This is a genomic window from Arthrobacter sp. P1_A5 (assembly GCF_056406825.1).
On record NZ_JBFTZL010000044.1, the window covers coordinates 1 to 23,169 of the forward strand.

A 23,169-nucleotide genomic window follows, 5' to 3' on the forward strand; every position below is an offset into this window, starting at 1 on the left:
GGGCAAGGACCGCACCGGTGGGAACCATCAGCCACGGGGCGTCGTAGACGTGCTGGGAAGCGCCCTGGATCATGCCGCCCCAGCTGGGTTGCGGGATGGGCGGGCCGAAGCCGATGAACGCCAGGCCGGCCTGGATCAGCATGCCGACAGCGAAGATGAGGGCGGACTGGACCACGATGGTGTTGGTCAGTCCGGGCAAAACGTGGCGGAGGCTGATCCCCAGGGTGCTGACGCCGTCCACCTTGGYCGCGTCCACGTACAGCTGGGACTGGAGCGACTTGGCCTGGCCCAGCATGACGCGGTAGATGCCGGCGGAAATGAGGACGCCCAAGATGGCCATGATCAGCGGGATGTTGGTTCCCACGGCACCGATAACTGCCAGGATGATGACGGTGCCGGGCAGCGACATCATGACCTCGGTGACGCGGCTGATCCCTCCTTCCGTCTGGCCTCTGCCGGCGGCCACCATGGCCAGGGCGGTTCCGAGCACGACGCCGACAATCACCGTGATCAGTGAGGTTCCCAGGGTGCCTGCGGCGGCAGCGAAGATGCGGCTGAGGAGGTCCCGGCCGAGTTCGTCGGTGCCGAGCCAGTGCGCGGCGGTGGGACCGGACAGGACAGCGGTGAAGTCCTGGTCCTCCGTTTTGTAGGGTAGCCACCACTGGGCAGTCAGCGAGGCAACCACCAGGGCTGCCAGCCATACGACGCCGGCCACGCCGCCGGGCGAGGCGAAGAGCCGGCTTGCGGAAATTTTGCTGAAGGCGGCCCGCTGGCCGGACTTGGGCTGCACAGCTGCGGCAGCCGTGGCTGGCGCACTGTCGGCAGGAGCGGGGGCGACGTTGGGGATCATGAGGCACGCAACTTCGGGTCGAGGAACTTGGTGGCGAGTTCCAGCACGAGATTCACGGCCACCACCACGACGGTGGCGATGACCACCACGCCCTGGACGGCGGGAGCGTCGTGGGTGCTGACGGAGGTCTGGACGGCCTGGCCCAGGCCGGGCATGGCGAAGAGCTGCTCCGCGATGACGGAGCCGCCGAACAGGCCGATGAACTGCAGCGCGATGCCGGCCACGATGGGGAGGCTGGCGTAGCGCAGGGCGTGGATGTAGAGGATTTTCCAGGTCGGTGTGGCCGTGGCACGCAGCGTCCGGATGTGCTCCTGCTGCAACGCCTCAAGCATCGAGGCCCTGGTCTGGCGGGCGATGAAGGCCGCGCCGCCTACGGCAAGCGTGATGACAGGAAGGGCCAGGGACATGCCCCAGTCCTGCGGTGAGACTTCGAACGGCACGTAGCCGGTGGCGGGAAAGACCGAGGACTGCACGGCGAACAGGTACACAAAGATGATGCCGATCCAGAAGGCAGGCAGGGCCACGGCCAGGCCGCAGATCCCGCCCACGATCCGGTCCACCAGGCCACCGCGGACCGCCGCGCTCACGCCCAGGCCGATCCCGAGGATCGCGCTCAGGACGGTGGCGCCAGCCGCGAGTGATGCCGTCACCGGAAGCCTGTTGCCCAGGTCCGCGCTAACCGAGCGGCCATCGATCAGGGACGTGCCGAGGTTGCCCTGGACGGCGTCGCCGAGCCAGCGGAAGAACTGGGCGAGGAGAGGATCGTTCCAGCCGAGCCGCCCGTTGACCTCGTCAATCGCTTCTTGGGAGGCACCGGCGCCGAGCGACACAGCGCCGGGGCTGCCGGGCATCGCGTGCACCAGCAGGAATGCCAGTACCGCGACCACCAGCACGGTGGCCAGCGCCATCAGCAGACGCTTGGTGATGAATAGTGCCATGGTGACCTCCATCGGTCAGGACCTGCCGGACGGCTGCCCGTTCCAGAGTCGGGGTGGCCGTCCGGCAGGTTCGGTGATCAGCTAGCCGGTGCGTAGGACGAGAGAAGCGGGTAGGCGTTCGAACCTGCGAACTTCACCTGCTGAACCTTCTTGGTGTTGTAACCCTGGTTGGTGAGTGACTCATAGAGCGGGATCATCCAGCCGGATTCCACCAGGCGGGTGTTGAGCTTGGTGAGGGCGGTCTTCTTGGCGGCGTCGTCCTTCGCGGCCGCGGCTTCGCCCGTAGCCGCAGTCAACTGCTCATCGGAGGCCTTCTGCACATTGGTGAAACCGTTCAGGACCACCCCGTACATCAGCCCCACCGGGTTGTCCCAGCCGAGTGCGGCGTAGCCGAGGGGCGTGGTCGCGACTGCCGCAAAGGCTTCATCGGTGGAGGACGCCATCTTAATGTTCATCTTGATTCCGACGGCGGCCAGATCCTTCTGGACGGCCTGCAGGTCCGTCTGGGTTTCAGCGCTGCCAACAATGGTGAACTCGAAGCCGTTGGCGTAGCCGGCCTCGGCCAGCAGGCTCTTGGCCTTCGCCGGGTCGTAGGCGAACTTGGTGTTCAGCTCATGGGTGAAGCCCGCGGAATCCTTGGGAAGTGCATTCCAGGCCGCGATGTCACCCTTGTGCAGTGCATCCACCAGTGACTGGCGGTTGATGGCGAACTGGAACGCCTGACGGACTTTCTCGCTGGCGAAGGCTGGAGCGGTCTTTCCGGTCTTGTCGAAGGAAACCATGGTGTGCAGCGTTCCACCGATCTGGGACACGCCGAGGCCCTTGGACTTTGCGAAGTCCACTGTGGGGGAAGTGAGCATGGCGACATCGGCCTGGCCGGAGACGAGAGCGTTGGCGCGCGCCTGGGGATCCTGGATGACGCTGAAGGTGATCTTCTGGTAGGCGTAGTTTGCGGCGTCGGCATTCTTGCCGTTCTTCACCATGACGTACTTGTTGCCCTTAACCGTGGAGGGGTCGAGCGTGTAGGGACCGGAGCCGTCCGGGGTTTTGGCGAGGCTGGCCGTATCGGCAACACCGCTCTTGCCGACAACCATGCCCATGGTGGAGGCGAGGTTCTTTTCGAACCCTGGCTGCGGCTTGGCGAACTTGATGGCCACCTGCGTGGGACTGACAACACTCACCGAAGTGATTTCCTGGGCTCCGCCCTTGGCGATTGCGGAGTAGGCGCTGAGTGCGGGGTCGCTGCGGCGGTCCAGGTTTGCCTTCACCAGAGCCGCATCCAGGGTAGCGCCGTCCGTGAAGATGACGCCTTCCTTGAGGGTCAGCGTAAGGACCGTGTTGTCCGCGCTGTAGCTGAACTCCTTGGCCAAGCCCGGTCCAACGGAACCGTCCGGTTGCAGGGTCATGAGGTTTTCGTAGAGGCCTTCAAAAAACTGCCGCTGCGCGTCGGCGACACGCAGCGGATCGAAGCCGAAGGAAGCGCTGTCGCTGTCGACGGCGATGGTCAATGTGTCTTTGTTGACGGCGGTTGCCGCCTGGGTCCCGCCGCCACAGGCGGTGAGCGAACTCATGAGAAGCGCCCCGGCCAGAACGGCCGCGCTCCGTCGTGCGGTGGAGTTCAGAAGTTTCATGTAGTGCGCCTTCGCATTCTTTCTCAGCAAACGGGGGTCAACATCCGTGGGGAGCCTGGCGGCCTGTATACCGATCGTCCGTGACCAGCTTCCGGGCCGTTGCGCCGGTGCCCCTCTCGTCAGATGGGTCTCGGCGACCGGCTCACTCAAGGATCACGGCGACGCCTCAAACGGAAACACGAGAATGTCATTGATTGGAAAAGTATTGTGGTGAGGGTCACTCCGGACGGGTCTCGAATGGACGCGCAATGTCCGCGGGACCAGCGATGAGTCTTTCAACCAATGAAAACGGCCGCCCTCCCCTGGCATTGACCGCGGAGGATGGACAGTCAGCCCATGCACAGTCGCTTGGCGCTCAGATCGAAAGGAACCAGATGACCGACTCTTTTGCCTTCCCGCACGATTTCCTGTGGGGCCTCGCCACGGCAGCCCACCAGGTCGAGGGAAACAATGTCAACAGTGACTGCTGGTTCCTGGAGAGGCTCCCCGGAACGATCTTCGCCGAACCGTCCGGGGACGCCGTCGACCACTACCACCGGTACCGCGAGGACATTGCCCTGATCGCCGACCTGGGGTTCACGAGTTACCGCTTCTCCTTGGAGTGGGCCCGCATCGAGCCCGAGGAAGGCTACTTCTCGGTGGCGGAACTCAACCATTACCGCCGCGTGCTGGAGGCCTGCCATGAGCACGGGCTCATCCCGGTAGTCACCTTCCATCACTTCACGTCACCCAGGTGGCTCCTGGCGGCCGGCGGCTGGGAGGACCCGCAGACCCCCGAACGGTTCGCCCGCTACTGCGACCGGGCCATGAGGCACCTCGGCGATCTCATCGGCGTCGCCTGCACCCTCAACGAGCCCAACCTCCCGTGGCTCCTCAAGGAACTTGGCCTGGGCGGCGAGGCCCCCGAACGCAGGGCAGAGGTGCCGCTGTGGGCGGCCGCGGCAGACCGGCTCGGGATCGACGCAAGCCGCGTGGCACCCTTCCAGTTCACGGTCTCCGAGGCTGGCTTCGACATCAAGCTTGCTGCACACCGGCAGGGCCGGGCCGCCATCAAGGCGATCCGGCCGGAGCTCCCGGTCGGGTGGACCCTGGCCAACACCGACATCCAGGCAGCCGAAGGCGGCCAGGACCGGGCGGACAGGATCCGTCGAGAGGTCAACGAACGCTTCCTCGTGGCGTCCCGCGACGACGACTTCGTGGGGATCCAGACGTACGGCCGGACGGTCTTCGGTCCGGACGGGGTGATGCCGGCCCCCGAGGGAGCCGCGACGAACCAGATGGGCGAGGAAATTTACCCCGAGGCCCTCGAAGCGACCATTCGGGAGGCAGCCAGCGTCGCCGGCATCCCTGTCATCGTCACGGAGAACGGCCTGGCGACCGACGACGACTCTCAGCGACTGGCCTACCTCCGCACGGCGGTCGCCGGCGTGGCGTCCTGCCTGGCCGACGGCATCGATGTCCGCGGCTACATCGCCTGGACAGCCTTCGACAACTTCGAGTGGATCTTTGGCTACGGTCCGAAGTTTGGACTCATCGCGGTGGACCGGGCCACGCAGGAACGGACCCCGAAGGAGAGTGCCAAGTTCCTCGGCAGCCTTGCCGGGACGCGGGTGACTGCGTCCGTTTGAACCAGCGCCGGCGCAGTCGACGCCCCACCCCAACAGTGCCGCAGCCATGGAGTACCGGCTAGGAGTTTCATTGGGCGAAACACTATTGTGGTGGGGGTCACTGGCGACGAACTAGGAACGGTCTGAAATGACAGCAGCCCAGGAAAGGGATCCGGACAGCGCCGGGCCCGGAACCCCCGCTCCCGCGCGCGGCAAGCGGCCCAAACAGGGCGAACCGGTGATAGACCGGGCCCTGAGCCTGCTCGCCGTCTTCACGGACCGCCGCCGGGCGCTGACCCTGTCAGAGATGGCCCGTTTTGCGCAAATGCCCGCCCCGACGGCGTTGCGCCTCATTGCCCGGCTGGTCGCCTGGGGCGCTCTGGAACGGCTCGACGACGGACGCTACGTTGTGGGCGTCCGGCTGTGGGAAATAGCGTCCCTCTCCCCGAGGGGCCACGGGATCCGCGAAATCGCGTTGCCCTACCTTGAGGATCTCTTCGAGGTGACGCGCCATCACGTGTTGTTGGCCGTGCGGGATAAAGACCAGGCCGTCCTGATCGAACGGCTTTCCTCCAAGCAGGCCACGGAAGTCGCCTACCGGGTGGGCGGCCGGCTCCCCCTGCGCTCCACGGCCGTCGGCCTGGTCCTGATGGCCGGCTCGGACGCGGCATTCCAGGAAAAGATCCTCAGGGAACCCGCGGAAACTGAACCGGGCGTGGCTCCCATGCCGGAGGGCCAGCTGCGGCGCACCCTGTCCGACGTCCACCGGACGGGGATTGCCATGATCCGCCGGTCCGCGCCGTCCCTGACTGTTTCCGTGGCGGCGCCCGTCTTTGATGCCCAGGGCACGGTGGTGGCCGCACTGTCGATCGTGGTACCGGACGGGACCACCCCGCCCAACGTCCTGGCTCCGGCGGTGATGGCCACCGCGAGGGCAGTCTCACGAAACCTTGGCTACCGGGCTGCCCTGGCCGAGGACGTCCGGACTCTGTCGGACGGCTGACCGCGGACCTGCCAACCACCGGCCCTGCCAACCAGTGGAAAGGCCGCCGCGGCGTTGGGATCAAGGCTCATCATGTTGAACCTGCGGGGCATGGGGCTCCCCGGCCCCCCGCCTGCTTCCGCGAGCCCTTGACACGCCCGGTGGCGGCGTCTAGGACTGGCCTTGTCCCGTCCAAACCAGCCTAGGAGTTGTTATGGCCACCACGCCCTACGGAATCGTGCACTTCTTCCCGGGAGGCACCAAGGAACAATACGAGGCGTCGCTTGCAGCCGTCCATCCGGGCGCGGGGCTCCTGCCCGAGGGTCAGATCTTCCACGCCGGCGGGGCATCCGAGGGTGGCTGGACGGTCATGGCAGTCCACGAATCGAAAGAAAGCTGGGAAAAATTCCGGGACACGATCCTCCTGCCCCGGATGCAGGCGGGTATTGAGGGCGGCTTCGCCGCTCCGCCCGAAGAGACGGTGATCGACCTCTACAAGGTTCTGCCCTAGCAGCAGGTAAACCGCACGCCACTTCAAACGGCGCGCCCGTACCAGTCGAGTACACGCAACGCGCGGAGGGTGTTCCACCGGCTGGACCGGCCGTCACCGTCATCAACCGGGAAATGGACGATCCCGGGATGCGTGTTTTCGAGCAACCAGGTCCCGTCGGGCTGCTCCTTTGACCGGAGCACCTCCACGGCTTCGGCCACGCGCGGGTCCGGAGGCTCTCCCGTCGAACGGAAGTACTCCAGGGCACGGAGCACGTCGTAGTGCCAGCGGGTCGGAAAGGAGAACGTCAGCCAAGCCGGGTCTATGACCGCGCCGGTGCTCTTGCGTCGGAACAGGCCCCGCTCCAGCAGATACTCCTCGCCCCGGCGCCGCGCGTCCACGGACTGCGCCGAGCCGCCCGTGACCCGTTCGTGGGCCAGGAGGCCCTCGAGGACGTTGATCGTCGTGGCGGCCGAGGACACCACGGCGCCGGACTCCGCCCAACAGTTCCACCCGCCGTCGCCCAGTTGCCCGCTGACGAGCCGGGAGACGACGCCGTCGACGTCCTGATCAAAGTACGCGCCGAGCGCCACTGTCATTCCGTTGATGCACGGCTCCACCTCGCCTTGGAAATACGGCTGGCCGCCCTCCTCCCAGCGGCAGTTGTCCCTGACCAGCGCTATGGTCTGGCGCATCTGCTCACTTCGCGGGTCGATCCCGAAGTCACGCAGCAGGAGCAAGCTGTACGTTGTGGCGGTCCACGGCTGGGGGACGCGGTCCCAACCTGTGTCACCGCCGGCATCATCCGCACCGCCGCCCTCGGCACGGCCGCTCTCGGCACAGCCGCCGTCGGGGCGGTCGCCCTGGGCGGGGAAATATGCGCCATGCGCCCATTGGCCGTCCTCGTCCCGCAATGCCAGCAGGCGGGCACCCCAGCCTTCGGTCGCTACCCGCGCGCGCTCTGCGGTAACGGCCTCGGGCGCGGCGTTGCTGAGATCCTGCAACACCTGCCACCGAAGGGAAGGATCTGAATCCATCAGCCAGTCCAGGACGGTCATACGCCGATGGTAGCCCTCCCGGCTCGCTGGCATCGGACGCTCAGGAAGCCTTCGGCCGGATCACCAGGACAGGGCACGGAGAGTGGCTGGCCACCTGGGCGGAGACCGATCCGATGTGCAGCCCGGCGAAACCGCCGTGGCCGCGGGAGCCGACGATCACCAGGTCGGCTTCCCGTGCGGCCTCAAGTATTGCCGAGGCCGCTGAGTCGTTTTTGATGGACCGCGTCACGACATTGACACCCACTGCGGATTTCGCCGCCTCGGCGCCCAGCGCTTCAGCCTGCTGCTCCGGTGAGTCCTCCGCCACGATTTCGCCTGCCGCCGTTTCCAGCATCGCCGGATACCACGCCATTGGCGCCTTGTTCCAGACGGTCAGGACCCGGAGCTCCGCATTGCGGTACCGGGCCTCTTCAACACCCCACGCCAGGGCCTCATGTGATTGCTTCGAGCCGTCAAATCCGATCACGATCACAAAGGGATCAACTTTTTTCATGGTTCCAGACTTTCACTGCCGGTTTGCGGCGGCTAGGGGCCTCTGACCCCATCCGGGACCGGTGCCTCACCGCGAAGGCCATCAAGGCTGCCGCGGGGTTCAGACGATGCCACGCTTGGCGGCCGTCTTGAGCGCGTCGCGCCTGCTTACCGCCCCGAGTTTGCGGTAAATGGACCGTTCGTGGGTCTTGACCGTGTTCACGGAAATGTACAACGCCTCGGCAATTTCAGCAGCGGTCATGATGGAGCGCATGTAGGAAAGGACTTCGCGTTCGCGCTCGGTCAGGTTCCAGTAGGACTGCGCACGAAGGCGGGTCTCACCCTGTGYCTCGCGTGCCATCAGCGCTGCRATGAACGACTCGTGCGCTGTGCCCCATACAGCGTGCTCCACGAGCAGATCCGCCAATTCCTCTCTCCGTTCGGCGAAAGGACGCAGGACGGTTTCAGGCTCGGCACGGAGGACAGCATGTTCAATCCGCTCGTGTGCCGCCGCGGCATCTCCGGCTCCATGGGCCATGATCGCCTCGGTCAGGCTCAGGCAGGTGTCGATATATGAGCTGCCGCGGCGTTCGGCCAGTGACTCGGCACAGCGTTGCGAAGCGGCGGTGTCACCTTCGCGACGCAGCAACTCCGCCAGCAGCGTATCCGCCAATGCGCCGWGCCCCCCGGCACCCAGTGGTTGGACGGTCCGCAAAGCTCCGTCCCGGTCGCCCCTGGCTTCGGCAATTTTCGCTACCGCGATGGTCTCCAGGGCATTCCATGACACGGCGTACCGTCCCCGCCCGTGAAAGGACTCCAGCGCCGCACCGGAGTCGGCCAGGCGGGGCAGGTCGCCGGCGGCGCAATCAACCAGGACCCGATAGATGGCGCTGAGCGGACCCGTCGGTAACAGCTCGCTGCCCAATCGCTGTGCTTTGGTAAGACAGGTCCGCGCAGCCTTCAGATCATCATTCCAGTAGCACGCGATGCCCCGGGCCAGCCAGGCCGGAGCCATCCGTTGCCGCGAATTCCAACCCAGCGCCTCTCCCCGTTCCAACGCCGCCGTGCCAAGTTCGTCGGCGCTCGCGAGGTTACCGGCGATGGCGTGAGCCAACGCGAGCTCGGCCTGGGCGCAGATTTCCACGGCTTCCAGCTGTTCCGGGTTGCCCGTGGCCGCCGTTGCCTGGAGTAGCGCCGTCGCAAGTTCGCCGGTGCGGTGCAGCCGGAACTCTGCCTGGGCCAGCAGGAAGAGTCCTGTCGAGAAGGAGCTGGAGCGCCCATCGCCTGAAATGTCCGTCGTCGTCTGGCCGTCGTCCGTCTCGGTGTGCGGGTCCAGGCGGCCGTCGGCAGGCAACGGCTCGTAGAGCGCCCGGTAACTCTCCAGTCTCCGGCGTCGAATTGCGTCCAGCGCGAAGGTCCGCGACAGCGCCCGGTCGGTGAGCTCGGCTGCGGCGGTGCCGTCGCCGGAAAGGGCACGGCAGACCGAACGGATCATCAGGATCTCCGGATCCTCGCCCCACGGTGCGGGGAGATCCAGGCACAGCCGTTCAAGGGTCTGCACGTCGTTTCCGAGCAGGAATTCGAGCCAATGGGCGCCGAGGGAAATCACGGCTTGCCGGGGTGCGCTTCCTTGCAGCGCCTGGGCGACGCCCTCGACGACGTCGACGTCCTGGTAGTACCTCGCCGCCACGCGGTGCAGACGCTCGGCGAGCAGAGGGTCGCGCCGCTGCAGGATGCGCCGGCACTGCGCCGCGAAGAGGGAATGCCACCGGAACATCGATTCGCCCGCACGGTATTCGTGCTCCTCGATGAAGAGCCCGTTACGGAGGCATTCCTCAAGCAGCACGCCGCCGCGGGGACGGCCTTCGAGTTCGACGGCGAGCCGGCGGCCGAGCCAGTCGCTGGTAGTGGCCCTGAGAATGAATTCGGCCAGCGACGGTTCGATCTGGTCGAGGATCTCTTCTGCGACGTAGTCGGCGAGCGGGACGTGCGTCGGCGCGGAGCCTGGCGTTGCGAGCGGCACGTTGCGCGCCTGCGCCAACGTGACCAGGCTGGCGTGGACTGCCACAGGCCAGCCGGCAGTCATCTTCCAGAGCGACCCGGCGTCGAACGTTTGATCCTGCCCCAGCGCACTGGCGAACTGGGCAACTTCCTCCCGCGTGAAGGCCAGTTCGGCGGCGCGAAGTTCACCCAGTCCCTCGCCGTACCGGAATCTTTCGAGCTGGATGGACGTATGGCCGCGTCCCGAGAGGACCAGCCGCAGTGAGGGGGGTGCCGATGCTGCGAGCACCCCGACGATTCCGTTCGCCAGCCCAGGTCCGGCCAAATGGACGTCATCGATCACCAGGACAATCGGTTCGGTGAGGTGCTCGAGTGCCCCGAGGAGAAGGTCGTAGGAAGCCGCCCGGTCATGGGCAAGGCTCGGGTCAAGAGCCAGGAGGGCGTCGGTTCCGGGCAACGGCAGTTTGCTCGCCGCGGACTGGATCGCCCCAACGACACCGTGAAACAGCCGCGCGGGCTGCGTGTCGAACCGGTCAAGTGACAGCCATGCGCACGGCAGAGCGCACTTGCGGACCCAATCACCCAGGAACGTGGACTTGCCGTAGCCGGCCGGGGCCGCAACGAGGGTCAGGCGGTGCGAATCTGCGGCCGCGGACAGGGCGCTTTCCAGACGTGGACGCTCCAGCGCTCCGAGACCGCGCACAGGCGGGCGGATCTTGAACTGTGGGCCCGGTACCCATTCGGCTTCTAGCCTATCTCTCACATTCCACATGCTAGGTGGGGGCAAAAGGGCACCAACAGGGCGCAAAGACCCCTTGTGCGCCGCTCCATAGCGCGACAATACGGCGATTAGGACGACCCGATTGCGGCACGGCACGAATTGGGTGCCCGGCTGTATCATCAGTCATGCCTATGAAGCACGGCAGCCCGACAGACCCGATTTTCCTTCATGACCTCGACAAGGCCGACCGCAGGCGGGTCATTATTTTCGCGATTGCACGTCTCATCGCATTTTCGGTTGTGGTCCTCGCCCTGTATTTCTTTATTCCCGTCGGGGGATTCAATGACGCCGATCCCGCGGCCGCCTGGATCCGCCTGGCGGGTGTCGTGCTGGTCTTTTTCGCAGTCTTGGCAATTCAATTGCGGCTGATACTCGTGGCGCATATTCCGAGGGTTCGGGCGGCCGCGGCTGTCGCCGAAACCCTGTTGATGTTTTTGTGTCTCTTCGCGCTCCTTTACACATCAATGTCGATCACATCTGCGGCGGCGTTTAGCGAGCCCCTGAGCCGAACCGATGCCCTTTACTTCACCACTTCCACGTTTGCCACCGTCGGGTTCGGGGATATTACGCCGGTAAGCCAGCTGGCGAGGGGTGTCGTGTCCGTCCAAATGATTGCCGATTTAGGTGCACTCCTATTGATCGCAAAAGTCGCGTTCTTCGCGGCCGGGCGGCGTCTGGGCGGCGAATCCTGAATCCGCCGCCGTCATCACCCAAAACGGATGACAGCGGGCCGGCCGGCTGAAATTTCGCGGGCAGTGCCGGGATTCGGTGCGCCACTCTGCACGTCCGACGCGCGGCCTCCAGCCCGTAGGGACGGCCGTGGCCGGCCCTTCCCCGGCGTGACAGATCACCCTGTGTGGGTGGGGCTGGACCGGCACGCCGAGTGAACAATGAAAATAGCCGTGAAATGCCCAGCCGCGGAACACAAGCTAAGGCGGATCCCCTCATGTCGCTGAACGATCAGCCCGCTGGCCCCGCTAGCCCGGAACAGGAAGAAATTCTGCGGTTACGGGCAGAAGTTGCCCGTCTCCAGCAGGAACGGGACACTGCCCGCAAGGCCCCGCCCAGGCCGGCCGTGCGGCATACGGGGCTGGCCCGGCGCATTGTGGCAATCGTGCTGGTGGTTATCACTGGCCTGTTGGCCTTCGCGACAGTTCCGGCCCTTTACCTGCGCAGCGAAGTCATCGACACCGATCGCTACGTCGCCACCGTCGCACCGTTGGCCTCGGACCCTGCGATCCAGGCCGAAATCGCCGACAAGGTCACCCAACAGATCACCGACGCCGTGGATTTCCAGACCATCACGCGCGATGCCCTGAACGAGCTCGCTAAAACGGCGCCCCGCGTGGCGGCCGTGCTCACCGGGCTGGCCCCGATGCTTGCGGAGCAGACCAAAACGCTCATCCATACCGCCGTTGCCAGATTCGTTGCGACACCGCAGTTCCAGGACCTTTGGATCCAGGTGAACCGGGTCGCGCACCAGGGGCTGGTCAACCTTGCCACGGGAAGTACGGGAGGCACGGTCAGTATTGATGAGAACGGCACGGTGTCGATTTCCACGAAAGAGATCATCGCCCGGGTCAAGACTCTCCTTGTCCAGCAAGGGGTGGATATCGCCTCGAGGATCCCGGAAGTTGACGCGCAGATCGCCCTGTTCCAGTCGCCTGAACTGGTCCGTGCCACGGAAACCATCCGGACCCTGGACCGGCTCGGCCCAATACTGGCGTGGCTGACGGTGCTCAGCGCCGTGGGCGCCATTGCCGTTGCCCCCCGGGGCCGGAGACGGAGCACGACGAGCGGCGTGGGGTTAGCCGTGGCGGTGTCGATGGCGGTGCTGGCGCTGTCCCTTGTGATCGGGCGAAGCTACGTCCTGAACTCGATTCCGACGAGTGCTGTCTCCCCAGCGGCGGCAGAAAGCCTGGTCGAGGCGCTCTTGGTACCGCTGCGCACCAGCCTGCGCCTGGTCTTCGTCGTCGGACTGCTGATCGCCCTGGCAGCATTTCTGGGGGGCCACTCGCGTCCCGCGGAGTATGTCCGGCACGGCCTGGCGACTGCGGGCGACTACATCACCGGCAAGATCGGCGGCGGCCAGGCCAAGCCATGGCAGCTCTGGTTGGCCCGCTACCGGCGGATCATCGAAGCCACCGTCGTCGGCATCGCTGTGCTGGTGCTGATCTTCTGGCAGGACCCGACGGCGGCCGTCGCCATCTGGACGGCCGTCCTGGCCGTGCTGGTCATTCTCGTGGTCGAACTGCTGTGCCGGCCGGCCGTAGCCGGCGTGCCGGGCGCCGAACCCGGAGGCGAGCCGGGCATCGAGCCCGGCGGTGAGTCCAGTGTCGAGTCCGGCACCGAGCCAACCGGTGAGCCGGTCACGGCGGGCGGCCCTCCCGATGACACGTATCCCACGACTCCCATCCCCCGGGCGCCCGACGCCGGAGGAACCGGCGCGTGAAGGGCCGGCGGCGGGACCGGACCACCGGTTAGCGCCGCACCAGCCGGTGCTGCACGGCAGCGGCACCCGTCGCAGACGCTGAGGGGGGCACCGCCGCCGGCACTAGGGGGCGGTCGGCGTGAACGGGAACAGGTCCTCGCCGGCGCCGTGCACCACCACGCAGGTGGCCTCGGGTACTTCCCGCCACGCCCCGCGGAGATCCCCCAGCGGTTCGGAGACGACCAGGCGCGCGTTGTCCGCCAGGTCATGAAGCAACGGGTTCTCCGGGTACTGGACGCGAAGGGTCGCGACGTCGGTGCTGTGGAACAGCGACCGGGACTGCCGTTCACTCGAGTAGCGGAACGCCCAGGTGGTGTCGCCGTCGGTCGTGGCCACTGTCATCTGGATTGGCTGCTCGATCCCGTGGCGCCGGCCGACGTCTTCAATCAGTCCAACCGCGGCAGCTACGGCCGCCCTCGGGTCCTGCTCCAGCCCGAAGGTCAGGGCGAGGAAGAAGAAGAGCTCTGAGTCCGTGGCTCCCTCGATCAGCGGAAAGAGCGATGGCTYAACGGCCATGGCCAAGTCGCGCTTCACCGTCGGGAACTCCCGGATGAGTCCGTTGTGCATCCACAGCCAGCTGCCGTGGCGGAATGGATGGCAGTTGGTCTGTTGGACCGCCGATCCGGTCGAGGCCCGAATGTGCGCGAAGACCCGGCCGGCCGACGCCTGGGCCGACAACTCGCGGAGGTTGCGGTCATTCCACGCGGGCTCCGTGCTGTGGAACAACCCGGGATACGGCGCGGATCCGTACCAGCCCACGCCGAAGCCGTCCCCGTTGGTGGTTTCAACGCCCATTCGAGCGTGCTTGCTCTGCATCACGAGCGAGTTGGTCGGTTTGTACAACAGCTCCTCCAGTTGCACCGGCGAACCCGAATACGCTAGCCAACGACACATGGCATCCTCCCTCAGTTGTGGACTGCAGTCCATCACGGCGACGGAGCGGGCACATCATCACCCCGGGGTGATTCGGGCCGCGGGGTGGGAGGCAATGGGGTCCCACCCGTGTTCGATAGTTCCGGCGTCGCGTCCCCGCTGGTCAGCGGCGTGCCTGGCATGGGGAGCGGCGTGAAAGGATCACCCGCGGCGGKTGACGCGCAAGCGGGCCCCTCACCCAACACTGGTGGTACCTGCCAGTGATTGGGCTGCCAGGCGAAAGCCCATGGAGAGGCGAGTCCAATGTCGACACCAAAACCAGTCCTCGCGCGAATGTCTGCGCTCGGGGCGGCAGTTGCGCTGCTCGCCGGCTGCGCCACCTCGGGACCCAGCAACAGCCCCAGCGCGAGCCCGACGGCGAGCGTTTCACCGGTTTGCGCTGCGGCCACTGGCTTTTCAACAGCCCTGACGAATTTCAAGGACTCCCTCAAGCCAGGCGCCACGATCGGCCAGATCCAGGCGGCCCGTGATCAGGTGCGGAAGAGCTACGACGATCTGGTCAACGCGGCCAGCGACGCGGCCAAAGATCGGGTGGATGCCGTTAAAGCTGCCCAACAGAAGTTCACCTCCGCTGTGAACTCCGTTCCCGACGACGCCACCCTGACGCAGGCGGCCAACTCGCTCAAGGACGAAGCCGCGAACGTGCAGGCCGCCATCAGCGATCTCTCGAATGACGCCAAGTGCTAGCCCGGGTCTTCCGGGATATCCGCGGTGAAACCCATTCCCATCCAAGGCTGCGTTCGTAGGCGACGCCGCACCAAGCGAAAGTAGGGAAGCCAAAATGAATTTCTTCGAGAACTTTTGGGATATTCTCTGGTGGTTGTTCATCTTCTATGCGATTATCGCCTTCCTGTATGCAGTGTTCATGGTGATCGGCGACCTCTTCCGCGACGACGAACTCAGTGGCTGGTGGAAAGCCGTCTGGATCGTCCTTCTGGTCTTCATACCGTTCCTGACCGTGCTGGCATACATGATTGCCCGGGGCAAGGGCATGGCGGAGCGGTCAATGGCGCGGGCCCGTAAATCCCAGCAGGAAACCGATGCCTACATCCGCAGTGTCGCCACGGCCAGCCCCACCGAGGAGATCGCGAAAGCCAAAGCACTCATGGACGCGGGAACCATCAGTGCAGAGGAGTTTGCCCAGATCAAGAGCAAGATCGTCGTCTGACTCCGGGTTGAGGCGCGAGGAGCAGGCCTGGCCAACTCGCTATTCATGAGGCCATGAGGCTTCTAAGATATGGCTAGGCTGAACCAAGGAGGGCTCATGGAGCCGGAACCATCGGAATCCAATCGTTCGGCCCTCCCCCGCACCGTAATAATCCTGCTCGCCCTGGCCAGCGCGACGATTGCAGCGTTCGGCCTCGGCGCGATCCAGGGAATAGTCACCCCCGTCTTTTTTGCCTTCGTGCTGACGCTTTGTGTCCATCCGCTGCGCCGCTGGATGCAGGCACGGGGAATTTCCCGGGGCATCGCCACCGGGACCACCATCGCGGCTGTCTTCGGATTGCTGACCGCCTTCGCCGCAGTCCTGATTGCCTCACTCGCCCAGTTCTCCGCGTTGCTGCCGCAATACGCCCCCCAAATGGCCGAGTTCGGCGCAAGGATCTCCGCGATGCTGGAATCTGTAGGATTTGGCCCGGAGCAAACCCAGGCAGTCCTGAACGGGTTTACGCCGGGCCGCATCGTCGGGTTCCTCGGCGGCCTCCTGGGAAACGTCGCAAGCCTGGTGACCAGCCTCGTGATCATCCTGACCATGCTCATTCTTATGGCGATTGACGGCTCGCGCGTGCCGGCGCTCTTGATTCACCTGAACTATCACCGGCCGGCACTGGTTTCAGCGCTCAACGGCTTCGGAACCGGTGTACGCCGCTACATGGTCGCCACCACAGTCCTCGGAATCGCGCAGGGGTTGTTCAACTGGCTGGTTCTGGTCATCCTGCAGATCCCCGGCGCCCTGCTCTGGGGGCTGCTGTCTTTCATCTGCAGCTTCATCCCCAACATCGGGTATTTCATCGCCATCATCCCACCGTTGTTCTTCGGCTATCTCACCGGGGGCTGGCCGACCTTCGTGGCAGTCATCATCATCTATGGCGGAATCAACAGCATCATCCAGTCGATCATCCAGCCGAAATACGTGGGCAACGCGGTGTCGCTGAGTGAGACGTTGACCTTCTTCTCCGTCCTCTTCTGGGCAGTGGTCCTGGGTCCTGTGGGCGCCGTCCTCGCCGTTCCCCTGACGCTCTTGTTCCGAACCATCCTGCTCGATTCCGACCCGACACTTTCATGGTGGCGGCCGTTGACGGGCGACAATAAGGACCTCGAACTGCTCATCAAGGAAGAAGACAAGGCGATCCGGGCACGCCGCGGACGACTGAAGACGGGCCGCCCGGACACCGGAAGCGGGCCGAAGGCATGACATGCCGTCGGGGTGCTGCCGGGGGAAGGTGAGGGGAGCATGCTGAGCACTCTCAGCAGCCTGGCTCTCTTCGCCCTGGCCGGGGCTCTCAGCACAGTGCCTGTCAGCGTGACGATCATGATTCTGCTCTCGCCAAGTCCGCGCCGCGGCGCCCTTCCCTTCCTGATCGGCAGCCTCGCGGGTTCGATCGTGGTCGTGGGCCTGGCGGCGGTCGGGCTGCAATTCCTGCCCGTCAAACCGCCGCGCCTGCGTAAGGACGAATGGGTGGCACAGTTCGCCATTGTGATCGGCGCGCTTCTGGTTGCGTACGCCGTGTACCTCCTCGTGAGCAAGGGCGGCCGGGACAACGCCATGCTTGGCAAGATGAAGTCGCGGTTCCGCTCGGCCCGGCCCTGGGAATTCGTCGTCCTGGGCCTTGGCTTTAACCTTCGCCCGAAGGCACTCCTGCTGGCCGTCACCGCCGGTGCCGTGATCGGTGTCCAGGAACTGCCGCCGCTGCCAAGCAGCCTGCTTGTCCTCGCCTACGCCGCCGTGGTCCAGTCAGCCGTCATCATTCCGGTCGCTGTGTGGCTGCGCTCCCCCGAACGGGCCCAAGTGCCTTTGACCGCCCTGTTCAATTGGCTGCAGCGCAATGGCCGCAGGATCGCAGCGATCGCGACGCTGACGATTGGGATCTTCCTCGTGGGCTACAGCCTTCTCCAGCTCTGATCGGACTACCCCGARACCACGCGCCTCGACGGATCCCGGGGAACTTCGCTGTCAGGGGTGCACCTGGACGCTCGCCGCTGTGGACTTCAGCCCAGGACGCTCCCCTCGCCGGTGCCGGCGGGCTTGGGGTCAGGGATCCGAATCATGCGGAACGAAGTACCCAGCCCGGCAAGGCCGGCAAGGATCGGGACGAACAGTGCAATCTGGAGGGCCAGGGGCCGTGCCTCCGTGTTGATGCGGATGATTTCGTTCTGGATGTCCTCCGGCTGGCCGGCGATCTGTTCCTGGAGTTGCGCGTCGCTCATCACCTGGGCGTCGTCTTCCAGTACCGTCGCGACCTGCTGCTTGTCGTCGGGCGGGAGGACCGTGCTGGCATCGGACAAGCCGATGAAGATGGTCGAGAGCGATGCCAGCATGATGCCGCCGGCGAACGCAAGTCCGAAGGACAAGCCGAACGATCCCGCGGCCGAGTTCACGCTGGCGGCCTCGCTGACCCGCTCGTCCGAAATCGGGGACAAGGTGTAGTTGTTGAGCTGGGATACCAGCAGCCCCAGGCCAAAGCCTGAAATGATCAGCGGGATCAGCAGCCACCAGCCGGAGTCAGCTCGCGGCACGATTGGGACCAGCACCAGCAAACCCGCGATCAGAAACAGAAAGCCCCAACGTATGAGGCTGGCCGGGCGCCGCCTCCCGGACCTCTTCCCGACGATCATGGCGACAGCGAACATGGTCAGCGAGAGCGGGGCGATGGACAGGCCTGACTGCATCGCGTTGTATCCGAGCACCATCTGAAGGTAGATGGGCAGCACGATCATGGTGCCACCCAGAGCGATCTGCTGGAGCATTTGTCCCGTGGCACCAAAGCGGAAGGCTTTTGCTTGGAACAGGTCCGGGTCCAGCAGCGTCGGCTTGTTGCGGCGTTTGCGCTGAAGGAGCCAGTAGACCAGGCCGCCCAGTCCGACGGCACCCACGGCCAGGAGTGCGCCCACTGCCTCGCCGCCTTCCTGCCAGACCAGGATTCCGAGCACGACGCCGCCCATGCCGACGATGGACAGAAGTGATCCGAAGATATCCAGTTCCCGGGGCCCGGTGTACGGCACGTCTTTGACGAGCTTGATTCCGGACAGGACGACCGCGATGATGAGGGCCTCGAGCAGAAAGGCGACGCGCCAGGACAGGAACGTGGTGAGGAAGCCCCCGAGCAGAGGACCGACGGCGGCGGCGATCGCGGCCGACGCGCCGACCAGGGCGTAGACCCGGTGCTGGGCATCTCCCTCGAAATTTCCGTGGATGAGCGACTGCATGGCGGGAAGGAGCAGCGAGGCGCCAAGGCCGCCGATCAGGGCCCAGCAGATGATCACCGGGAGGAGAGTCTGGGCGAGCGTCATCGCCACGGCGCCGACGGCGTAGCAGGAAAGCCCAATGACGTAGGCGCGCTTGCGCCCGATCAGGTCGCCAATCTTGCCGCCGATCAGGATAAAGGCCGCGGATACCAGCGCCTCGAGGGCGATTGTCGACTGGAGTCCGCTGACGGTCGCGCCTATGTCGTCCACCACGGCGGAGATCGATACGTTCATGATCGACGTGTCGACAACCAGCACGAACATCGCCATGGCCAGCAGCAGCGCCAGCCTTTGGTTGAACTGCACCGGCGGGGTCCCGGCGTCCTTCGGAGGGTTCATCGCGGTCCGCCTCCCACACTCGTTGGCTCGCTCGGGTCCACCACACAACCGGACATGTTGCCTCCTCTGGAGCAGACCGGGCAGTTCACGCATGAGCATGGTCCTGCAGGCACATCCCATCAGCGCCCACCGCAATGCGATGCTGATGCAAAGCTAGCGGTCCGGCCTCGAGACCGAATCATGCCCAGCGGGTGAGGTTGCTGCCCCCTTCCGCCGGCGACGAGCGGGGCTGCGCTCCAGTGTGCCCGTATTGGCCTAACGTAGAAGGCTGCCCGGGTTTCGTTCCCGGACAGAAATTCACCACCCACCGCCACAGACTGACGCCCGGAGGAAATCCCCGATGCTGGAACAACTGGCAGCCTTCGTGCTGACCTGCTTGGTCGTAGTGGTGGTGCCCGGACCTGACTTTGCACTTGTCCTCAGGAATGCGCCCCGCGGCACACGGGCGGCAACCACAGCCGCCGCCGGCATAATGGTTGGCAACACGATCCTTGCCGTGCTGGCGGTGCTCGGTGTCACGGCGCTGCTGGGGGCCTCGGAAGTCGTCGGGACCGGGATCAGAATTGCCGGGGCCGCCTACCTGCTCTACCTGGGCCTGCGCGCCTTCGCTGAGGCGTTCGCCAGAACACCCAAACCCAGCCAACCCCCGGCACCGGCAGCAGAACGCCAACGCGGCGGGAGCTCGCCTTTCGTGCAAGGAATGGTGAGCAACTTGCTCAACCCGAAAGTCGCCGTCTTCTACTTGTCGCTGTTCCCGCAGTTCACTGTCGCCCCGTTGCCGCCCCTCGCCCAGCACGCATTGATGGCGGGCATCTTCCTGCTGATCGCGTTGGCCTGGTACGTGCTGCTGCTCAGCGCGCTCAAGAAAGTGACCGGAGTCCTCGCGCGGCCCCGGACCGGCCGGATCGTTGTCGGGGGTTCAGGCGCGGTCCTGGTCGGGGTTGGCGGCACCATCCTGACTCAGACGCTGGCCTCCGCCTAGCTGCCCGGGCAGCTCCCGCGCAGCGTTCCCGGGTGTCCGAACTCCGGATCAACCCCGGGGGCGTTGATAAGCGCCCCACCGGGCGGGATGATCAGCACATGCCGGCAACCGTCACCGAAGGAGCCCGACCGTGAGCGCCGCAATCAAGACAACCGAGAAGCTGATCATCATCGGGTCCGGTCCCGCGGGGTACACCGCGGCGATCTACGCCGCCCGGGCCGGGCTCAAGCCGCTCGTCATCGCCGGTGCGGTCACTGCCGGGGGCGCTCTGATGAACACCACCGAGGTGGAAAACTTCCCCGGTTTCCCGGGCGGCATCCAGGGCCCCGAACTGATGGACGGCCTGCAGCAGCAGGCCGAAAAGTTTGGCGCGCAGGTGGTGTTCGACGACGTCACCGAGGTGCAGCTCGCCGGGCACCTGAAGTGTGTGGTCACCGCCGCCGGGGCGAGACATGAAGCGCCCGCCGTCATCCTCGCCACGGGCTCGGCGTATAAGGAACTGGGCCTGCCGGAGGAGAAGAAGTTCAGCGGCCACGGACTGTCCTGGTGCGCCACTTGCGACGGCTTCTTCTTCCGCGACCAGGACATCATCGTGGTCGGCGGCGGCGACTCGGCGATGGAGGAGGCCACGTTCCTGACCCGCTTCGGCAAATCGGTGACCGTGGTGGTCCGCAAGGGCGAACTGCGCGCCTCCCGGATCATGGCCCAGCGGGCCAAGGACAACCCCAAGATCAGGTTCGCCTGGAACTCCGCCGTCACCGCGATCCACGGCAACGGCAAGGTCACCGGAGTGACCCTGACCGACACCCGCACCGGCGACACCCGGCAGCAGGCCGCCACGGGCATCTTCGTCGCGATCGGGCACGTGCCCCGGACCGAGCTTTTGGCCGGCCAGATAGACCTCGATGCCGACGGCTACATCMAGGTCGACTCCCCTACSACSKKCACCAACCTSACYGGMGTCTTCGCSTGCGGSGACGCCGTGGACCACCGCTACCGCCAGGCCATCACCGCYGCCGGMACSGGMTGYGCSGCGGCCCTKGACGCCGAACGCTTCCTGTCCGCGCTCGAGGACGCCGACAGCATCGCCACAGCGCTGGTCGAAGAACCGACGCACTCATAGGCGAGCCTTGAAGCGGCCCTTCCCGACGGCACTCCCGGCGTCGGCACTTCCGTCGTCGGCAGGCCCCGCGGCACTTACGGGTCGGGCACTGCGCTGTCTGTTGCGGAAACTGGCCGATTCGCAGGCTCAGCCGGCGATGGCAGCGGCCGGGCCGGCAGGTTCGCCTCAAGCTGGTCGGCATCGACGGCTGCGAGGTTACGGATCAGGATGATGAGCCAGGCGAAGATCAGCGACGCGGCGATCAGCTCCACCGCGGTCAGGTTGTAGTAGCCCACCGGGAACCACAGCACCGCGGCGACGACGATGACCGCCAGGAATAGCCAGCCAAGCGCAGCGAAGGTGGCCGAGACGGACGGAACCAGCGTGCGGATGCGGACAATAAGGGACGCGAAGACCACCACCATGCCGGACGCGACCAGGGTGTGGAGCCCGAAGCGCTCATCGACGGGGAACAATCCCACGCAGGCGAGGAAGACGCCGATCAGGGCGATCCCGCCTTCGAGCAGCCTCACCCGATGCAGCGCGGACGGGGACTTCGCGGTCGCCGCGAGGGTCGCCGTCGCATATCCCGCCAGCGTGGAGATGACCACGCCGGCGACGATCAGGGTGAAGTTGAACGCCACTCCGGAGACGTCGGAGCTCATGCCGAGGGCACTGAGGTTCTCCTGCCACCACAGTGGATCCTGTGCGGTGAGCATGCTCGTGAGCAGGCCGGTGACCAGGAAGCCGGCGAGGAGGGCCGCGAGCCGGTAGGCGGTCATGCTGAGCGCGGACAGGTAGGCGATATAGGCGCTGATGGCTCCTGTGGTCCCGACCAGGACAGCGGCCGCGAACGGGTAGACGACCGCACCGATGAACGCCTGCTGGAACAGCGAAAAGAGCGCCAGCCAGCCGAGCAGGAAGATGCAGGCGTGCGCCAGCGCGAGTGCGGCGATATCGATGGACGTGCGGATCCGGCCTCCCCCGCGGGCCTCCGGTGCCACAGCCGGACGACGTTGCAGGCAACCGGCCACCACCGCCCCGGCGCCCAACACTGCCGTGCCGATCGAGGCAATGTCACCGACTGAACCCCGTCCGGACAACGGGACCGGTTCCCGCCCGATCAGCAGAAAAGCGATGCCGCCCAGGACGAGGAAGGCGGCGCTGCCGACGAAGAGCGCCCGCGCCTCTGACGTGACGGCTGCTGGCTTGTTCGGGTCTACCATCACTCACTTCGATTCGCTGGCGTTAACGGCTCGTGCAGTTCCGCCGTCAGCGTCAGCCCCTTGTGCTCCAGCAATCTTTCGCATCCCGGGCGCTCGCACACCGGCGGTACTCCAACGCTATGGCCGCGGCGGCCCGGGGCCGTCACCCGGAACGGATGAACCCGCCCCGCCGGCCTCAGGTTTGTTGGCGCGGTGCTGGCCCGCTGTTGGGCCGCCGTCGGTGGACGGAACGCACGGCCGGCGCGTGCGTCACTGACCCGCGTGCGGAACGACCAGTACTGGCCTGCCCTGCAGACGGGTCAGGGAAACGCTGACCGAGCCCTCCAGGAGCCGGCCCATCTGGGCAATCCGCCCAGGCCGCTGCCCGCCGACAATCAGCGCAGCCGCGTCCGCGTTCTGCGCCAGCCGGTCCAGGGCGTGGGCAACTTCGCCGTTCAGCACCCGGAAGGACCATGCCCCGCCGGGAGGACCGAGAATGCCCTCAAGGCAGCTGAGCAGCTGTGAGGCCGGGTATTCGGCTTCAACATTCGGGGCAGGATCAAGTGAGGTGCCATCCAGGACTCCGGCGGGCTCCCACTCGGTGAGGTAGCTCGCCGGGTCCACGAACGCGCAAATCAGGTGCACTCCCATGATCGCGGCGAGCCCGGCGGCGGCCCGTACCAGGCGCTCGTCGAATTCCCACGGCACACCGAGAACCAGCGGGCCGTCCGACCATTCACCGGCCCCGGCCTGCTGAAAATCACCGGGAGTTTCCATGGGTCCTGTCAGTCGAGGCGCGCACCCGCAGGGTGTCTATGCCCTGCGGGCGCAGCGGGAATCC

21 protein-coding genes are annotated in these 23,169 nt (G+C 65.8%); 11 read left to right on the forward strand and 10 right to left on the reverse strand.

From position 1 onward, the window contains the following. The 3 genes from AC1D1S_RS09045 to AC1D1S_RS09055 all read right to left on the reverse strand — a co-directional run. Window positions 1-850: ABC transporter permease (locus tag AC1D1S_RS09045; RefSeq protein WP_476994262.1), on the reverse strand; the 850-nt coding region annotated here is incomplete at its 3' end. Beyond that, entirely contained in the window at window positions 847-1,800 is a 954-nt protein-coding gene (locus AC1D1S_RS09050; RefSeq protein ID WP_308197214.1) for an ABC transporter permease, read from the reverse strand. The genes AC1D1S_RS09045 and AC1D1S_RS09050, both read right to left, overlap by 4 nt. A gap of 65 nt (window positions 1,801-1,865) precedes the next feature. Next, window positions 1,866-3,419 carry an ABC transporter substrate-binding protein gene (locus AC1D1S_RS09055; protein WP_243177824.1) on the reverse strand — a complete coding sequence of 518 codons (1,554 nt, stop codon included), beginning with the start codon at window positions 3,417-3,419 and terminating at the stop codon, window positions 1,866-1,868. 374 nt (window positions 3,420-3,793) lie between these two features. Between AC1D1S_RS09055 and AC1D1S_RS09060 the strand changes: the two genes are divergently transcribed. From AC1D1S_RS09060 to AC1D1S_RS09070, 3 genes are all read left to right on the forward strand, one after another. Beyond that, window positions 3,794-5,047: a glycoside hydrolase family 1 protein gene (locus AC1D1S_RS09060; protein ID WP_476945069.1), complete on the forward strand. Its 1,254-nt coding sequence runs from the start codon at window positions 3,794-3,796 to the stop codon at window positions 5,045-5,047. Window positions 5,048-5,174: 127 nt separating this feature from the next. Continuing rightward, entirely contained in the window at window positions 5,175-6,029 is an 855-nt protein-coding gene (locus AC1D1S_RS09065) for an IclR family transcriptional regulator (RefSeq protein WP_243177826.1), read from the forward strand. Between the two features lie 193 nt (window positions 6,030-6,222). Then, window positions 6,223-6,519: a hypothetical protein gene (locus tag AC1D1S_RS09070; RefSeq protein ID WP_243177827.1), complete on the forward strand. Its 297-nt coding sequence runs from the start codon at window positions 6,223-6,225 to the stop codon at window positions 6,517-6,519. 23 nt (window positions 6,520-6,542) lie between these two features. Here AC1D1S_RS09070 and AC1D1S_RS09075 read toward each other — a convergent pair whose 3' ends face one another. The 3 genes from AC1D1S_RS09075 to AC1D1S_RS09085 form a co-directional block, all read right to left on the reverse strand. Beyond that, window positions 6,543-7,556 (reverse strand): prenyltransferase/squalene oxidase repeat-containing protein, encoded by a 1,014-nt coding sequence (locus AC1D1S_RS09075; RefSeq protein WP_476994263.1) that lies wholly within the window; start codon window positions 7,554-7,556, stop codon window positions 6,543-6,545. A 40-nt stretch (window positions 7,557-7,596) separates the two neighbouring features. After that, window positions 7,597-8,049 (reverse strand): universal stress protein, encoded by a 453-nt coding sequence (locus AC1D1S_RS09080; RefSeq protein WP_028276757.1) that lies wholly within the window; start codon window positions 8,047-8,049, stop codon window positions 7,597-7,599. Window positions 8,050-8,148: 99 nt separating this feature from the next. After that, window positions 8,149-10,731: a helix-turn-helix transcriptional regulator gene (locus AC1D1S_RS09085; protein WP_476994264.1), complete on the reverse strand. Its 2,583-nt coding sequence runs from the start codon at window positions 10,729-10,731 to the stop codon at window positions 8,149-8,151. A gap of 209 nt (window positions 10,732-10,940) precedes the next feature. Between AC1D1S_RS09085 and AC1D1S_RS09090 the strand changes: the two genes are divergently transcribed. Both AC1D1S_RS09090 and AC1D1S_RS09095 read left to right on the forward strand, forming a co-directional pair. After that, a complete protein-coding gene (locus AC1D1S_RS09090; RefSeq protein ID WP_243177831.1) occupies window positions 10,941-11,501 on the forward strand; it encodes a potassium channel family protein in 561 nt (186 codons plus the stop codon). Window positions 11,502-11,755: 254 nt separating this feature from the next. Continuing rightward, complete coding sequence (locus AC1D1S_RS09095; protein ID WP_476944430.1) at window positions 11,756-13,261, forward strand: hypothetical protein; 1,506 nt, start codon at window positions 11,756-11,758, stop codon at window positions 13,259-13,261. A 102-nt stretch (window positions 13,262-13,363) separates the two neighbouring features. Here the strand turns inward: AC1D1S_RS09095 and AC1D1S_RS09100 are convergent, their stop codons facing one another. Continuing rightward, complete coding sequence (locus AC1D1S_RS09100) at window positions 13,364-14,194, reverse strand: class II glutamine amidotransferase (RefSeq protein ID WP_476994265.1); 831 nt, start codon at window positions 14,192-14,194, stop codon at window positions 13,364-13,366. A 312-nt stretch (window positions 14,195-14,506) separates the two neighbouring features. On the opposite strand from AC1D1S_RS09100, the gene AC1D1S_RS09105 reads away from it, so the two are divergent. From AC1D1S_RS09105 to AC1D1S_RS09120, 4 genes are all read left to right on the forward strand, one after another. Continuing rightward, entirely contained in the window at window positions 14,507-14,920 is a 414-nt protein-coding gene (locus AC1D1S_RS09105; protein WP_476994266.1) for a hypothetical protein, read from the forward strand. Window positions 14,921-15,014: 94 nt separating this feature from the next. Continuing rightward, window positions 15,015-15,401 carry an SHOCT domain-containing protein gene (locus AC1D1S_RS09110; protein ID WP_230010772.1) on the forward strand — a complete coding sequence of 129 codons (387 nt, stop codon included), beginning with the start codon at window positions 15,015-15,017 and terminating at the stop codon, window positions 15,399-15,401. A gap of 96 nt (window positions 15,402-15,497) precedes the next feature. Next, entirely contained in the window at window positions 15,498-16,649 is a 1,152-nt protein-coding gene (locus AC1D1S_RS09115) for an AI-2E family transporter (RefSeq protein ID WP_243177834.1), read from the forward strand. 39 nt (window positions 16,650-16,688) lie between these two features. Continuing rightward, window positions 16,689-17,357 (forward strand): GAP family protein, encoded by a 669-nt coding sequence (locus AC1D1S_RS09120; RefSeq protein WP_243177835.1) that lies wholly within the window; start codon window positions 16,689-16,691, stop codon window positions 17,355-17,357. An 86-nt stretch (window positions 17,358-17,443) separates the two neighbouring features. Here AC1D1S_RS09120 and AC1D1S_RS09125 read toward each other — a convergent pair whose 3' ends face one another. Beyond that, window positions 17,444-19,039 carry an MFS transporter gene (locus AC1D1S_RS09125; protein ID WP_243177836.1) on the reverse strand — a complete coding sequence of 532 codons (1,596 nt, stop codon included), beginning with the start codon at window positions 19,037-19,039 and terminating at the stop codon, window positions 17,444-17,446. 340 nt (window positions 19,040-19,379) lie between these two features. On the opposite strand from AC1D1S_RS09125, the gene AC1D1S_RS09130 reads away from it, so the two are divergent. Further along, window positions 19,380-20,021 carry a LysE family translocator gene (locus AC1D1S_RS09130; protein ID WP_043436044.1) on the forward strand — a complete coding sequence of 214 codons (642 nt, stop codon included), beginning with the start codon at window positions 19,380-19,382 and terminating at the stop codon, window positions 20,019-20,021. 130 nt (window positions 20,022-20,151) lie between these two features. Then, on the forward strand, window positions 20,152-21,144 hold the full coding sequence (trxB, locus tag AC1D1S_RS09135; protein WP_476994267.1) for a thioredoxin-disulfide reductase: 993 nt from the start codon (window positions 20,152-20,154) through the stop codon (window positions 21,142-21,144). A 74-nt stretch (window positions 21,145-21,218) separates the two neighbouring features. On the opposite strand, the gene AC1D1S_RS09140 is transcribed toward trxB, so the two are convergent. Together AC1D1S_RS09140 and AC1D1S_RS09145 are read right to left on the reverse strand one after the other, a co-directional pair. Then, window positions 21,219-22,349, reverse strand: coding sequence for a hypothetical protein (locus AC1D1S_RS09140; protein WP_476945065.1), 1,131 nt, complete (start codon window positions 22,347-22,349; stop codon window positions 21,219-21,221). Between the two features lie 249 nt (window positions 22,350-22,598). Beyond that, window positions 22,599-23,105 carry a universal stress protein gene (locus tag AC1D1S_RS09145; RefSeq protein WP_243177839.1) on the reverse strand — a complete coding sequence of 169 codons (507 nt, stop codon included), beginning with the start codon at window positions 23,103-23,105 and terminating at the stop codon, window positions 22,599-22,601. Window positions 23,106-23,169 lie beyond the last annotated feature (64 nt).